Genomic DNA, 13413 nt, shown 5'->3' on the forward strand with positions numbered 1-13413 from the left:
CACGTGTACTACATGACTGATATTCAAACCACTTTTGCTGACCTTGGCCTGAACGCCGACATCCTCGAATCACTGAACGGTATGGGCTACGTAAAGCCTTCTCCAATCCAGGCTGAGTGTATTCCTCATCTGCTGGCTGGCCGTGACGTGTTGGGTATGGCGCAGACCGGTAGTGGTAAAACTGCGGCATTCTCACTGCCGCTGCTAAACAACATTGATGCTACTGTTAAAGCACCGCAAATTTTGGTGCTGGCACCTACCCGCGAATTGGCGGTACAGGTTGCTGAAGCCGTCACAGAATTCTCTAAACACATGCGTGGCATTAACGTGGTAGCCCTGTACGGCGGCCAACGTTATGACGTACAGCTGCGCGCACTGCGTCAGGGACCACAAGTTGTTGTCGGTACCCCTGGTCGTCTGCTGGATCACCTGAAGCGTGGCACGTTAGATCTGTCTAACCTGCGCGGTCTGGTGCTGGACGAAGCGGATGAAATGCTGCGTATGGGCTTCATCGAAGACGTTGAAACCATTATGGCGCAGATTCCAGACGGTCATCAGACCGCGCTGTTCTCAGCCACCATGCCAGAAGCGATTCGTCGTATTACCAAGCGTTTCATGAAAGATCCACAGGAAGTGCGCATCCAGTCAAGCCTGACTACGCGCCCGGACATTTCTCAGTCTTACTGGACCGCTTACGGCCGTAAAACTGATGCGCTGGTTCGTTTCCTGGAAGCGGAAGATTTCGATGCAGCCATCATCTTCGTGCGTACCAAAAATGCCACGCTGGAAGTGGCCGAAGCGCTGGAGCGCAGCGGTTATAACAGCGCAGCACTGAACGGCGACATGAACCAGGCACTGCGTGAGCAGACGCTGGAACGTTTGAAAGATGGTCGTCTCGACATCCTGATCGCGACCGACGTTGCAGCACGTGGTCTGGACGTTGAGCGTATCAGCCTGGTTGTAAACTTTGATATCCCAATGGATGCAGAGTCTTACGTTCACCGTATCGGTCGTACCGGCCGTGCTGGTCGTGCAGGTCGTGCGTTGCTGTTCGTTGAGAACCGCGAGCGTCGTCTGCTGCGCAACATCGAACGCACCATGAAGCTGACTATTCCAGAAGTTGAGCTGCCGAACGCAGAACTGCTGGGTGAGCGTCGTCTGGCTAAGTTCGCGGCTAAAGTACAGCAGCAGCTGGAAAGCAGCGATCTGGATCAGTACCGCGCACTGCTGAGCAAAATGCAGCCGGGCGAAGATCTGGATATCGAAACGCTGGCCGCAGCACTGCTGAAAATGGCTCAAGGCGAACGTCCACTGATTCTGCCACCAGAAGCACCGCGTCCAGCACGTCGCGAGTTCAGCGATCGTCCTGACCGTGGTGAGCGTCGCGATTCACGTGATTCTCGTGGTCCACGCGAAAGCCGTGACAGCCGCGATGGCGATCGTCCACGTCGTGAACGTCGTGACGTTGGCGAAATGCAGCTGTACCGCATTGAAGTGGGCCGTGATGATGGTGTTGAAGTTCGTCACATCGTTGGCGCGATCGCTAACGAAGGTGACATCAGCAGCCGTTACATCGGTAACATCAAGCTGTTTGGTACTCACTCAACCATCGAGCTGCCGAAAGGCATGCCGGGCGAAGTGCTGCAGCACTTTACTCGTACGCGTATTCTGAACAAACCGATGAATATGCAGCTGATGGGTGATGCGCCAGTGCACGAGCGTAGCGAACGTCGTCCATCTGCTGGCGGCGAACGTCGTGGCAATGGCGCACCGCGCGGTGATGGTGCTCCACGTGGCGAAGGCGCTCCACGTCGCTTCTCCGAACGTCGTGAAGGTGGCCGTGAAGGCGGACGCTTCAGCCGTGAAGGTGGTCGTGGCCCGCGTCCAGAAGGCGCTGCTGCACCACGTCGTCGTGACGCATAAGCGATAAACGCGAAAAGTAAAAAGGGACGCTAACGCGTCCCTTTTTTTATGCCTGTGGAAAGTAAATTTTACACGCCACCAGCAATCAGCACGCGTTCACCGCTGACGTAAGCTGACTCTTCTGACGCCAGAAACAGCGCCACCTGCGCCACATCTTCCGGCAAGCCAAAGCGTCCGAGCGGCGTTGCCGCTATCAGCTGTGCTTTCAACTCCGGGTGCATCTTCTTCGCCGCCAGTAAACCTTCAGTCAAAATAATGCCGGGTGCTAACGCATTGACGCGAATATTACGTGGCCCAAGCTCGCGTGCGAGGCCCTGCGTTAAGGTATCGATCGCGCCTTTGGTTGCTGCCCAAAGCACCGAGCCGGGCGTGCTGCGTTGGCTATTTAAAGCGCTAAGGTTGATGATGGAACCGCCGCGTGCGGGGAAATGTTTTGCCGCCTGCTGACACACCAGCAAGGTGCCCAGCAGATTCACATTCAGCTGCTGCTGCATCTCGCTGAGGCTAAGCTCGGCAAAGTCACCGTGGTGAAAAATCCCGGCGTTATTCACCACAATATCGGGCGCGCCAAACTGCTCAATGCTGCTAGCGAACAAGCGCTGCACATCGGCCTCGCGTGAAATATCAGCCTGTACGGCGATGGCGTCGCTACCCAGCGCCTGAATGTCGGTCACCACATCCGCCGCACCCACTTCGTCCTGAAGATAATTCACCACCACCCGAGCACCGGCCGCCGCGAAAGTCATGGCGATGGCGGCACCAATGCCTTTCGAAGCGCCCGTCACCAGCGCAATTTTGCCTTCAAGTGTTTTCATCGTGTCTCTCCACCTGAGATTTCGGGGAAAATAAAGCATGCGCTGTCCATACAATCGGGTGGTAGCGCAATCCTGCAAGCTTCTTGCACGATCCTGCAAATCTGCTGTTCAAGGACTAGTCGCAGCGCCAACCACAAGCGAGAATATCCACTCAGTGATTTCTTACCGCGGAGCACCGAGCGCATGATTCATCAGGAACAATGGCAGCAGTTGGTGGCAATTATTGCTCGCCACGCACCGCAGGATGGTCGTCACTATTGCCCAATCGACTTTCTCTCTTTCGGCCGCAGTTCTCAGCCCACCAGTTTGGCGCATGTGGCGACCTGGGCGAGCTTTGCCCTGATCGCGCAGGGGCAAAAAGCGCTGCGCATGGGTGATGAAGTGATGCAATACGGGCCGGGCGATTTGCTGTTGGTGACACTTGATATGCCGGTGCAATCCTGCGTGGTCATGGCAGCGCCAGAGAAACCGAATCTTGGTGTGGGCATCACCATCAACGAAACGCGTCTGATGCGTTATCTGGAACACTTTCCGCACCATCAACTCGGCAGCACGGCGGTGAGCGAGCGCGGTATCGCCGTGCATAAAGTCGCGCCCCCGTTGGTGGATGCGGTGATGCGTTTGGTCGAGTTGCTGGATCACCCGCAGGACATTGCTGCGCTGGCACCGTTGATTGAGCAGGAGATTTTCTATCGTTTGCTGACTGGACCCGAAGGGCCGCGCATTCTCAACATGGCGTTGACGGAACGGCCAGGCAACAAAGTGGCGCGCGCCGCGCGTTGGCTACGCGAAAACTTTCATCAGCCGTTGAAAATGGATTTTCTGGCGAGCAGCGTAGGGATGAGTATTTCGTCGCTGCATCATCACTTTAAAGCGGTAACGGCGATGACGCCGATGCAGTATCAAAAGCAGCTGCGGCTCAACGAGGCGCGGCGTTTGATGTTGATTGAGAAGCTGGATGCCGGCACGGCGGGTTATCGGGTGGGTTACCAAAGTGCTTCACAGTTCAGTCGTGAATACAGCCGTTTTCACGGTCAGTCACCGGCGCGAGACGTGCGAACCCTTGCGGTGGGCCCAGAGTGGTTAAACCCACCGCAATGAGGTTTACAGCGTGCGCGCTGCTTCCATTGCCAGCGCGAAGGAGCGCAGACGCGCCTGCGAATCGTAAATCTGGCCGTTAACCATAATTTCATCCGCCTGGGTTTCACGCATCAGCGCGGCGAGGCCGCTGCGGACTTTATCGCTATCGCCGACAATCGACATGCTGAGTGCCTGCTGCACGCCATATTGCTCTGACGGCGACCACAGATTATCCATGTTCTCCACCGGCGCAGGTAGCGGACCCGGTTTGCCGCGACGCAGGTTAATAAACTGCTGCTGCATCGAGGTGAACAGGAAGCGGGCGTCACGTTCGCTATCGGCTGCGACAACGTTGACGCACACCATCGCATACGGCTTCGCCAGACGCGCGGAAGGTTTGAATTTCTCACGATAAAGATGCAGCGCCTGGAACAGCAGATCCGGCGCGAAATGCGAGGCAAATGCAAACGGCAAACCCAGCTGAGCGGCCAGTTGCGCGCTGTACAGGCTGGAACCGAGCAGCCACACCGGAATTTTCAATCCTAAACCTGGAACCGGTTGTACTGGCGGATGTTCTCCCTCTTCGGCGTCAAACCAGCGAATCAGTTCAGAGACATCTTCCGGAAAACTATCTGCCTGGCCGCTGGAAAGATGACGACGCAACGCCAGCATGGTGCGTTGGTCGGAACCCGGCGCGCGGCCCAGTCCCAAATCGATGCGCCCAGGATAGAGTGACTCGAGGGTACCAAACTGTTCGGCGATCACCAGCGGCGCATGATTGGGCAGCATAATGCCGCCTGAACCGAGGCGCAGCGTTTCGGTATTAGCCGCTAAATAGCCAATCAGCACTGACGTCGCGGCGCTGGCAATCCCCGTCATATTATGGTGTTCCGCCAGCCAGTAGCGGTGAAAGCCCAATGCTTCGGACTGACGGGCCAGTGCCAGCGAATTATGGAACGCGTCGCGTGCAGTGGAACCTTGTGGAATAGGGGCCAGATCCAACACGGACAGGCGAACAGTTTTTTTCTCAGACATGGGCACTCCAAATAGGGATGGCGCAGGTGTTTAGTCGGACCTGCGCTTGTGAGTATTACTCATCGTTACCTATATTAAAACTGCTAATAACAGCAGGAATATAGCCGGAATGTGCCTTTACCTGCCGCCTTCCAGTGCCATTCCCGCCAGGCGACGCCAATAACCATTACAATCACTGCCGCGCGCCATCATTAGCGGTGCCTGACCGGCTTCGTTGGCGCGGAAGCGATCCACTTCGGCGAGCGTACTTTCGCCCTGGGGCGACAAACGCACAATGTCGATCCAGTTATGCATGCCGCTCAGGTCATTGCCGAGGTTGTAGCAATAGCCGCTCATGGTCTGAATGCCGTTGAGCACAAACACCTGCTGGCCTTCCTGCGAGAGCACGCGACGGCCGGTTGGGTAATTGATGCAGCAGGTTTGGCAATCATCTTTGCCACGATTCTCGGCGCGTGCGGTAAAGCAGCGTGCTGACAGCGCCAGCGGCAGATGACCATAGCCAAGCACTTCCACCTCAAATTGTTCGCGCACACCCGCCGCATCGCACTGTTGCAGCAACTGAATCAGCCAGTCGCGGGACATCTCCACCGGAATGCACCAGCGCGTCATGCCTTCTTTCAGCAACAGTTGCAGCGTCTGCGCGTTATACACATTCAGCGTTGGGCCGGCGACAAACGGCAATTTGCGCTCCGCCGCCATATTCACGGTGCCGATATCATTGGCTTCCAGCAGGAACTCACCGTTCTCGACATAGCGGCGCAGCTCTTTGACTTCCGATGGCGACTGCAGCAGTGCCAACGTACTCAGCACCACTTGCTTGCCCTGCAGCGCCAGCATGCGCGCGATGTCCATCCATTGATGGAACGAGGTGGCGCGTCTTTTACTGCAGACGGCTTCGCCGAGATAAATGATCTCGGCGCTGCTCTCGGCGGCGCGTTGATAAAAGGTTTCCAGCGTTGCAGTTGGCCAGTACCACAGCACCGGCCCGATGGCGTATTTCATGTGATCTCCTTATTGCCAGTCACGGTGATAAGCACCGAGCGTGGTTTGGCTGCCTTCTGATAACTCGCCCAACACCTGCATCCAGGGTTCCTGCACGGCATACTGTTCCGGCGATGCCATGCAGCGATCAATGGCCTGACGCCAAACTTTCGCTACCTGCGCCACATAGGCCGGGCTGCGCTGGCGTCCTTCAATTTTCACCGAGGCAATGTTGGCGCGCAGCAGTTCAGGCAGCAGCGACAAGGTGTTCAGGCTGGTAGGTTCTTCCAGTACGTGATAGAGCTGGTTATCCACTTCGTAACGGCCTTTGCACAAGGTGGGATAGCCAGCGCTCTCGTCGGGCGCGTAACGGTCAATCAGCACCTCATTCAGGCGCGATTCCATGCCTTTTGGCGTCTGCTGCCAACGCACAAATTTCGCCGGCGAGCAGGCTCCCGCGCTATTAGGCGACTCGCCGGTCAGCCAGGAAGAGAGGTAGCAGCGGCCTTCAGCCATAATGCACAGGCTACCGAAAGCGAACACTTCCAGCGGTACCGGCGTTTCACGCGCCAGCTGTTTGACCTGATGCATCGACAGCACGCGCGGCAGCACCACGCGGCTGAGTTGAAAATGACGATGGTAAAAATGGATGGCCTGCAGATTGGTGGCGGAGGCCTGTACCGAAAGGTGACGCTCAACCTGCGGATAGTGTTTTGCCGCGTACTCCAGCGTGGCAATATCGGCCAGAATCAACGCATCCGCGCCGTTCTGAGCGGCAACATCAATCGCGCTTTGCCAGCGATTGATGCCATCAGGATGGGCGAAGGTGTTGATTGCCACATGCAGTTTGCGCCGATGCTGATGCAGATAGCGTGCGGCTTCAGCCAGTTTCTTATCGGTAAAATTGAGGCCAGCAAAGTGGCGGGCATTGGTATCGTCTTTCAGGCCGACATACACCGCGTCAGCACCATGCTCCACCGCCGATTTCAGCGCAGGCAAATTCCCCGCCGGACACAGCAGTTCCATACATTTTCCTCCCCGGATTCTGAAGCCGAAGAGTGTAAATAACTGACCCGACAGCAATGTTGATTTAAGGCAGTGAAAGCGGCATTGATGATCGGGAGTGAAGATTTTTCGTCCAGCCAGGCGGCGATTTCCTTGATCTCAGTGGAGGCGAAGCCGGTCAGATGTGGCAAAATAGATGAAATTTTCTGAAGGGAATGACGATGATGTTTGCGCGCTTACGCGGTCTGATTGTTGAAAAAGGGCCAGAATTCCTTGCTTTACCTGTTTCCATTACCCCTTTCCCGCTAAAAAAAGCTATTCTGCAACAACTCCTAAACTGGCAATTTCGTCATGCTTTGTCTGAAGGTGAGTTAGACTTTCTGGAAGGGCGTTATCTGGGGATTGAGGTTGCCGATGTGAATCTGCGCTGGATCACCACCCTGCAAGCAGGGCGCCTGACCGTTTCGCGCGACACCGAGGCTGATGTCTGGTTTCGCGGTGAAGCCAACGATCTGTTGCTGGTGGCAGCACGCAAAGCGGATCCCGATATGTTGTTCTTTCAACGCCGTCTGGTGATTGAAGGTGACACTGAGCTAGGACTTGAGGTGAAAAACCTGATGGATGCCATTGAACTGGATGCCATGCCCACGCCATTACGCACGGGATTGCAGCAGCTCGCTGCTTTTATTGAGGCAGGAATGAAACAGGACGCGAAGGCCGCTGAGGCGCGCGCGGGGATCTCATGTTGATTCGTACTGAAATTGGCGTTGATGCAGCAGGCATCGATAGCCTGTTAAAGCGCAGTTTTGCTACCGCTGCCGAAGCGGAACTGATACAGCAACTGCGCGAAGATGGCTTGCTGACTCTCGGTGTAGTTGCCACAGATGATGAAGGTCAGGTGCTGGGTTATGCCGCTTTCAGTCCGGTGACCCTGCAGGGAGAAGACCGCAACTGGGTCGCTTTGGCGCCGCTCGCCGTGGATGAATCGGTGCGCAAACAGGGCCTTGCTAAACGGCTGGTGTATGAAGGGTTGGATTCACTGAATGAGTTCAGCTACAGCGCCGTGGTGGTGCTGGGCGATCCTGAGTTCTACAATCCACTCGGCTTTGAACCGGCGGCACGTCATGGTTTGCACTGTCGCTGGTTAGGCAGTGAAGCGGCCTTTCAGGTTTACAAACTGGCCGACGATGCGTTTGTCGGTGCAGAAGGGCTGATCGAATTCGCGCTGCCGTTTAACCGTTTCGACTAAACCAGGCCACTAAGCAGGGCGGCTGCTGTGCAACCAGCAGCAGCTTTTGCGCGCGGCTCAGCTGCTTCACCTGATATTCCAGGCGTGACGCCGCCGCCCGATCGCCCGCATCGCAGTGAAACACCAGCGTCAGCGGGCCCTTGCCACGCAGCGAACGCGCGCCGCGTCCCTGCTGATGCTGTTGCAGCCGACGATTAACATCGGTGGTGATGCCGGTATACAGCATGCCTGCGGCGGTTTGTAGCAGATAAAGCTGCCAGCCTTGTTCCATCATACTTATCCCGAAAATTAGCTGGCAGGCAGTGTAGCGCGCTTCAGGCTGCATCGCTATTCGCCGCACGGAGTCCAATTTTGTCCGACCATGCTCATCTGATTCGCTACTTAAAAAAACAGCACGTGCTGTCTTTATCTGCCAGCCATGGCGACGATCTGTGGTGTGCCAACTGCTTTTATGTATTTGATGCCGCGAACATGGCGTTCTGGCTGATGACTGAACCAGACACGCGCCATGGCGCATTAATCCAGTCAAATCCGCGCGTGGCGGGCACGGTGAACGGCCAGCCCAAAAGTGTGCTGCTGATTAAAGGCGTGCAGTATCGCGGCGTGATTCAGCTGCTAAGCGGAGACAGGGAAGTTATTGCGCGTCACGCCTATCAGAAGCGTTTTCCAGTGGCAAAGAAGGTCACCGCACCATTGTGGGAAATCGTGCTCGACGAAGTGAAGATGACCGACAATGCGCTGGGCTTTGGCAAAAAGATTAACTGGACCCGGCCTTAGGGCCGCCATTCACGGCGACCCCAATGCAGGAAAAACTATCAGGCCGCGTTCAAAATCCGCAGCGACTCGCGATTAAACGCGGGCAGGTCTTCAGGCGTGCGGCTGGTAACTAACTTGTCATCATCCACCACCACTTCTTTATCGTAAAAATCCGCACCGGCATTACGCAGATCGATGGCGATGGCTTTTACGCTGGTCATTTTGCGGCCGCGCACGCCGTTCGCGCTGATCAGCAGCTGCGGGCCATGGCAAATGGCAAACACCGGCTTGCCGCTGGCGACAAACTCCCTGGTGAAGTTGACGAAACGATCGTCACCGCGCAGGGCATCGGGAGAGTGTCCGCCGGGCAGCAGCAGCGCATCGAACTCGGCTGCATTCACATCATCAATAGCCTTGTCGATGTTGACCTCAGCTTTACCCTGCTTCCCTTTAACGATGTTGCCGGCCTTAAACTCGATGGTAACCACTTCATGGCCCGCCTGAGTGTAAGCCTCTGCTGGTGAGGTAAACTCTGAGTCTTCAAATTCATTGGTAATCAGTACCGCTATTTTCTTGCTCATCTTTTTCCTCCTTGTTGATCACGAACCTTATGTTCGTTGCACTTCTAACCCAACAAGCCTGGTAGCCATGTCGCAAAAAGCAAGCCAGCCGGCAATTCTTCCGGGAGGTAAATTTCCGCGCCGGATCAAGTTTAGGCGATTTCCACATGGCGCAATGAAATGACCTGAATGACACTAAGGCCTTTCCGCCGCGTATCCTAACGCGGCATCGTTATTCAGTTGAATACGGAATTCCGTGATGACCCAACTCACTTCTCATGCCCCGGCGACACGCTTCGCCTGGTGGAAACCGCTGCTGTTCCTCGCCGTGGTAGTAATCGGCCTGTGGTATGTCAAATGGCAGCCTTATTACGGCAAAGCCTTTACTGCTGCCGAAACGCATTCGATCGGTAAATCGATTCTGGCCAATGCGGCGGACTCACCGTGGCGCGCGGCGCTTGATTACGCCATGGTCTATTTCCTCGCCGTGTGGAAAGCGGCCGTGCTCGGGGTGATCCTCGGATCGTTGGTGCAGGTGCTGATTCCGCGCGCCTGGCTGCTGCGTCTGATGGGCAGCTCACGCTTTGGCTCGACGCTGATGGGCACTGGATTAGGTTTGCCGGGCATGATGTGCAGCTGCTGTGCGGCACCAGTGACCGCTGGCTTACGTCAGTCACAGGTTTCCAGCGGTGCGGCGATGGCGTTCTGGCTGGCGAATCCGCTGCTCAATCCTGCCACGCTGATTTTTATGGGCTTTGTGCTCGGCTGGCATTTTGCGGCGATTCGGCTGGTGGCAGGTTTGATGATGGTGTTGGGCATCGCGTGGCTGGTGCAGTGCAGCGTGCCGGATCAAGCCGTTACCGCGCCCGTTATCCCGGCCCGCGATGAGCAGCCGTTTCTGTCACGCTGGCTGCGGGTGATGTGGCGACTGTTCTGCAACACCATTCCGCTGTATATCGTCGCGGTATTATTGCTCGGCGCCGCGCGCGTGTGGCTGTTCCCGCACGCGGATGGCGCGGTGGGTAATACGCTGTTTTGGGTGATGTTGATGGCAATCGCCGGCTGCCTGTTTGTGATTCCTACCGCCGCGGAAATCCCGATTGTGCAGACCATGATGCTGGCGGGCATGGGCATTGCGCCCGCGCTGGCGTTATTAGTCACGCTGCCCGCCGTGAGTGTGCCGTCGTTATTGATGCTGCATCGCGCCTTTCCCGCACGGGCGCTGTGGATCGCGCTGATCGGCGTGGCAGGCAGCGGCATGCTGCTCGGCGTGCTCGCCTTGTGGCTGGCGTAACCACCAAATCTTCTGATTGCGGCTGCCACGCCACAGCAGCCGCGCATCTTTCTCCGCTTCGATAAAGCGTCCATCAATCAGCACATCAATTTCCTCCACCACTTCGCGCTGCGCCGCGCTGAGTTCCGCCATTTCATATCCGGTCCACAGCCAGATATCCTTATCCGGACACTCACGCCGCACGCGTTTCACCAGACGACGTATATGCGGCACGTTGTGCGGATGCAGCGGATCGCCGCCGCTCAGCGACAAGCCCTGGCGCGCAATGCGCCGATCGTTAAGATCGGCGATCAGCTGCTCTTCCATCTCCAGCGTAAACGGCACGCCGGAATCCAGCCGCCACGTGCTTTGGTTGTAGCAGCCGCGACACTGATGTTCGCAGCCCGCGACAAACAGCGTGCAGCGCGTGCCGGGCCCGTTAACGATATCAACCGGATAATAGCCGTGGATGCGCATCATCCCAGTTTTCCTGTCTCCAGATGTTTAACGCGCCGCTGTACTTCTTGCTGCTTACCGGCGTTAAACGGACGCGCATCCGGGCTGCCGAGATAGCCGCACACGCGGCGCGTCACCGACACGCGCGCCGGATCGTGATTACCACAGCATGGGCAGGTAAACCCTTTGCTGGTGCAGCTAAACTCGCCGCTAAAGCCGCATTCGTAGCACTCATCAATCGGCGTATTGGTGCCGTAATAGGGCACGCGGTGATAGCTGTAATCCCAGACATCTTCGAGCGCTTTGAGGTTGTGCTGGATATTGGGATATTCGCCGTAACAGATGAATCCGCCGTTAGCGATGGCGGGATAGGGCGCTTCAAAGTCGATCTTGTCGTACGGATTGACCTTCTTCTCCACGTCGAGATGGAAGCTATTGGTGTAATACCCTTTGTCGGTAACGCCGGCCACCACGCCAAATTCGGCGGCATCGAGGCGACAGAAGCGGTCGCACAGATTCTCGCTCGGCGTGCTGTACAAGCTGAAGCCGTAGCCGGTTTCCGCTTTCCACGCATCCACCGCGCGGCGCAGGTGCGTGACAATCGCCACGCCTTTTTCCCGCAGGTAATCGGCGTCATACGGATGCACTTGGTTGCCGCTCAGCGCATTCAGCGTTTCATGCAAGCCGATGTAGCCAAGGGAAATTGAGGCGCGGCCGTTGCGGAAAATGGCGCCCACTTCGTCATCCGCTTTCAGGCGCACGCCGCAGGCACCTTCCATATAGAGAATCGGCGCTACGCGCGCTTTGGTTTTTTCCAACCGGGCTATACGCGTCATTAAGGCACGTTTCGCCAGCGCCAGACGTTCATCGAGCAAGCGCCAGAACTGCGCTTCATCGCCTTTGGCTTGCAGCGCGATACGTGGCAGATTGAGGCTAATGACGCCAATATTGTTGCGGCCTTCGTGAATCTGCTCGCCGTTCTCCTCGTAGACGCCAAGGAAGCTACGGCAGCCCATCGGCGTTTTAAACGAGCCGGTCACTTCCACCACTTTTTCGTAGTTGAGGATATCCGGATACATGCGCTTGCTGGCGCACTCTAACGCCAGCTGCTTGATATCGTAATTAACATCGCCAGGCCGACGATTCACGCCTTCGCGGATAGCAAACACCAGTTTCGGGAACACCGCGGTTTTATGATTTTTGCCGAGCCCGGCAATGCGGTTGCGTAGAATGGATTGCTGGATCAGGCGCGCGGCCCAGTCGGTGCCGAGGCCAAAGCCAAAGGTGACAAACGGCGTCTGGCCATTGGCGGTGTGCAGCGTATTCACTTCATACTCCAGCGACTGAAACGCGTCGTAGCACTCTTTCTCGGTGCGAAGGCGCGCATAGGCTTCGGCATTTGGAATCTGCCATTCCAGCGCCACCGCGCGGTGTTTTTCCAGACTGAGCGTAACGAACGGTGCCAGCACTTCATCAATGCGATTGATGGTGGTGCCGCCGTAAATGTGGCTGGCGACCTGCGCGATGATCTGTGCGGTCACCGCCGTGGCGGTGGCGATTGATTTGGGCGGCTCGATCTCGGCGTTGCCCATCTTAAAACCGTGGGTCAGCATGCCGTGCAGATCGATTAGCATGCAGTTAAACATCGGGAAGAACGGAGAATAGTCGAGATCGTGATAGTGGATGTCACCACGTTCATGCGCCAGCACCACATCGCGTGGCAAGAGTTGCTGCTGAGCGTAATGTTTGGCGACGATGCCAGCCAGCAGATCGCGCTGGGTGGGAATCACTTTGCTGTCTTTATTGGCGTTTTCATTGAGCAGCGCGGCGTTGGTTTGCTCCACTAAACCGCGAATAGCGTGATGCAGTTTACCGCGCTGCTCGCGTGCTAAATCGCGGTCATGGCGATATTCGATGTAGGCACGCGCCAACTGCGGCCAGCGTCCGCTCATTAGCGTCTCTTCCACCGCACACTGGATGTCGCGGATATCCACTTCAGCCTGTTCAGCCAGCTGCTGGCTGACCTGCGCCGCCACTTGCGCGCACCACGCCGTATCATCGATTTGTGCCGCAACTGCAGCCGCGTTGACTGCCGCCTCGATCCGCTGCGCATCAAACGGCACTCTGCAGCCGTCACGCTTAATCACCACCGTCGCCATTTCTTCTCCATGAAACTATATGTAGATAATTTTAAGGAGTTTAATCGCTATATGTGGTGTTTGCGCTGAGATTAATCGCCGGCGGTTTGACCTACAACAAAGAAGCCACAACCAGGAATGA

At 56.6% G+C, this 13413-nt stretch carries 14 protein-coding genes; 6 read left to right on the forward strand and 8 right to left on the reverse strand.

The features are described 5' to 3' along the window. Positions 1–12 precede the first annotated feature (12 nt). The gene (locus MWH02_RS11340; RefSeq protein ID WP_101762247.1) at positions 13–1923 is read left to right on the forward strand and encodes a DEAD/DEAH family ATP-dependent RNA helicase; all 1911 of its coding nucleotides are present in this window, start codon (positions 13–15) and stop codon (positions 1921–1923) included. A gap of 68 nt (positions 1924–1991) precedes the next feature. Here the strand turns inward: MWH02_RS11340 and MWH02_RS11345 are convergent, their stop codons facing one another. Beyond that, positions 1992–2738, reverse strand: coding sequence for an SDR family NAD(P)-dependent oxidoreductase (locus tag MWH02_RS11345; protein ID WP_192412495.1), 747 nt, complete (start codon positions 2736–2738; stop codon positions 1992–1994). Between the two features lie 183 nt (positions 2739–2921). Between MWH02_RS11345 and MWH02_RS11350 the strand changes: the two genes are divergently transcribed. Continuing rightward, positions 2922–3839 (forward strand): AraC family transcriptional regulator, encoded by a 918-nt coding sequence (locus tag MWH02_RS11350; protein ID WP_271460654.1) that lies wholly within the window; start codon positions 2922–2924, stop codon positions 3837–3839. Between the two features lie 3 nt (positions 3840–3842). On the opposite strand, the gene MWH02_RS11355 is transcribed toward MWH02_RS11350, so the two are convergent. The 3 genes from MWH02_RS11355 to ubiU form a co-directional block, all read right to left on the reverse strand. Then, the gene (locus MWH02_RS11355) at positions 3843–4853 is read right to left on the reverse strand and encodes a luciferase-like monooxygenase (protein WP_137385066.1); all 1011 of its coding nucleotides are present in this window, start codon (positions 4851–4853) and stop codon (positions 3843–3845) included. 117 nt (positions 4854–4970) lie between these two features. Continuing rightward, positions 4971–5855 carry a U32 family peptidase gene (locus tag MWH02_RS11360; RefSeq protein WP_101762243.1) on the reverse strand — a complete coding sequence of 295 codons (885 nt, stop codon included), beginning with the start codon at positions 5853–5855 and terminating at the stop codon, positions 4971–4973. Between the two features lie 9 nt (positions 5856–5864). Continuing rightward, positions 5865–6860 (reverse strand): ubiquinone anaerobic biosynthesis protein UbiU, encoded by a 996-nt coding sequence (gene ubiU / locus MWH02_RS11365; protein ID WP_271460655.1) that lies wholly within the window; start codon positions 6858–6860, stop codon positions 5865–5867. A 203-nt stretch (positions 6861–7063) separates the two neighbouring features. On the opposite strand from ubiU, the gene ubiT reads away from it, so the two are divergent. After that, positions 7064–7588: a ubiquinone anaerobic biosynthesis accessory factor UbiT gene (ubiT, locus tag MWH02_RS11370; protein ID WP_036648365.1), complete on the forward strand. Its 525-nt coding sequence runs from the start codon at positions 7064–7066 to the stop codon at positions 7586–7588. After that, the gene (locus MWH02_RS11375) at positions 7582–8088 is read left to right on the forward strand and encodes a GNAT family N-acetyltransferase (RefSeq protein WP_101762241.1); all 507 of its coding nucleotides are present in this window, start codon (positions 7582–7584) and stop codon (positions 8086–8088) included. Before ubiT ends, MWH02_RS11375 begins: the two co-directional genes overlap by 7 nt. Here MWH02_RS11375 and MWH02_RS11380 read toward each other — a convergent pair. Continuing rightward, a complete protein-coding gene (locus MWH02_RS11380; protein WP_101762240.1) occupies positions 8072–8359 on the reverse strand; it encodes a GIY-YIG nuclease family protein in 288 nt (95 codons plus the stop codon). The two genes, MWH02_RS11375 and MWH02_RS11380, sit on opposite strands and share 17 nt — an antisense overlap. A gap of 80 nt (positions 8360–8439) precedes the next feature. On the opposite strand from MWH02_RS11380, the gene MWH02_RS11385 reads away from it, so the two are divergent. Further along, entirely contained in the window at positions 8440–8865 is a 426-nt protein-coding gene (locus MWH02_RS11385; protein WP_271460656.1) for a YhbP family protein, read from the forward strand. 38 nt (positions 8866–8903) lie between these two features. Here MWH02_RS11385 and MWH02_RS11390 read toward each other — a convergent pair whose 3' ends face one another. After that, on the reverse strand, positions 8904–9425 hold the full coding sequence (locus tag MWH02_RS11390; protein ID WP_271460657.1) for a type 1 glutamine amidotransferase domain-containing protein: 522 nt from the start codon (positions 9423–9425) through the stop codon (positions 8904–8906). Between the two features lie 238 nt (positions 9426–9663). Between MWH02_RS11390 and MWH02_RS11395 the strand changes: the two genes are divergently transcribed. Beyond that, entirely contained in the window at positions 9664–10698 is a 1035-nt protein-coding gene (locus MWH02_RS11395; protein WP_271460658.1) for a permease, read from the forward strand. On the opposite strand, the gene nrdG is transcribed toward MWH02_RS11395, so the two are convergent. Together nrdG and nrdD are read right to left on the reverse strand one after the other, a co-directional pair. Beyond that, positions 10591–11157, reverse strand: a complete 567-nt coding sequence (nrdG, locus tag MWH02_RS11400; RefSeq protein ID WP_101762236.1) for an anaerobic ribonucleoside-triphosphate reductase-activating protein — start codon at positions 11155–11157, stop codon at positions 10591–10593. The two genes, MWH02_RS11395 and nrdG, sit on opposite strands and share 108 nt — an antisense overlap. Continuing rightward, the gene (gene nrdD, locus MWH02_RS11405) at positions 11154–13292 is read right to left on the reverse strand and encodes an anaerobic ribonucleoside-triphosphate reductase (RefSeq protein WP_271460659.1); all 2139 of its coding nucleotides are present in this window, start codon (positions 13290–13292) and stop codon (positions 11154–11156) included. Before nrdD ends, nrdG begins: the two co-directional genes overlap by 4 nt. Between the last annotated feature and the right edge of the window lie 121 nt (positions 13293–13413).

Origin of the sequence: Pantoea leporis (assembly GCF_028048155.1) — a bacterium.
Classification (GTDB): domain Bacteria; phylum Pseudomonadota; class Gammaproteobacteria; order Enterobacterales; family Enterobacteriaceae; genus Pantoea; species Pantoea leporis.

Excerpts from the sequence above, each read along its gene's own strand:
- MWH02_RS11340 (WP_101762247.1), top strand. The coding sequence starts at position 13 with ATGACTGATATTCAAACCACTTTTGCTGACCTTGGCCTGAACGCCGAC.
- MWH02_RS11345 (WP_192412495.1), bottom strand. The coding sequence starts at position 2,738 with ATGAAAACACTTGAAGGCAAAATTGCGCTGGTGACGGGCGCTTCGAAA.
- MWH02_RS11350 (WP_271460654.1), top strand. The coding sequence starts at position 2,922 with ATGATTCATCAGGAACAATGGCAGCAGTTGGTGGCAATTATTGCTCGC.
- MWH02_RS11355 (WP_137385066.1), bottom strand. The coding sequence starts at position 4,853 with ATGTCTGAGAAAAAAACTGTTCGCCTGTCCGTGTTGGATCTGGCCCCT.
- MWH02_RS11360 (WP_101762243.1), bottom strand. The coding sequence starts at position 5,855 with ATGAAATACGCCATCGGGCCGGTGCTGTGGTACTGGCCAACTGCAACG.
- ubiU (WP_271460655.1), bottom strand. The coding sequence starts at position 6,860 with ATGGAACTGCTGTGTCCGGCGGGGAATTTGCCTGCGCTGAAATCGGCG.
- ubiT (WP_036648365.1), top strand. The coding sequence starts at position 7,064 with ATGTTTGCGCGCTTACGCGGTCTGATTGTTGAAAAAGGGCCAGAATTC.
- MWH02_RS11375 (WP_101762241.1), top strand. The coding sequence starts at position 7,582 with ATGTTGATTCGTACTGAAATTGGCGTTGATGCAGCAGGCATCGATAGC.
- MWH02_RS11380 (WP_101762240.1), bottom strand. The coding sequence starts at position 8,359 with ATGGAACAAGGCTGGCAGCTTTATCTGCTACAAACCGCCGCAGGCATG.
- MWH02_RS11390 (WP_271460657.1), bottom strand. The coding sequence starts at position 9,425 with ATGAGCAAGAAAATAGCGGTACTGATTACCAATGAATTTGAAGACTCA.
- MWH02_RS11395 (WP_271460658.1), top strand. The coding sequence starts at position 9,664 with ATGACCCAACTCACTTCTCATGCCCCGGCGACACGCTTCGCCTGGTGG.
- nrdG (WP_101762236.1), bottom strand. The coding sequence starts at position 11,157 with ATGATGCGCATCCACGGCTATTATCCGGTTGATATCGTTAACGGGCCC.
- nrdD (WP_271460659.1), bottom strand. The coding sequence starts at position 13,292 with ATGGCGACGGTGGTGATTAAGCGTGACGGCTGCAGAGTGCCGTTTGAT.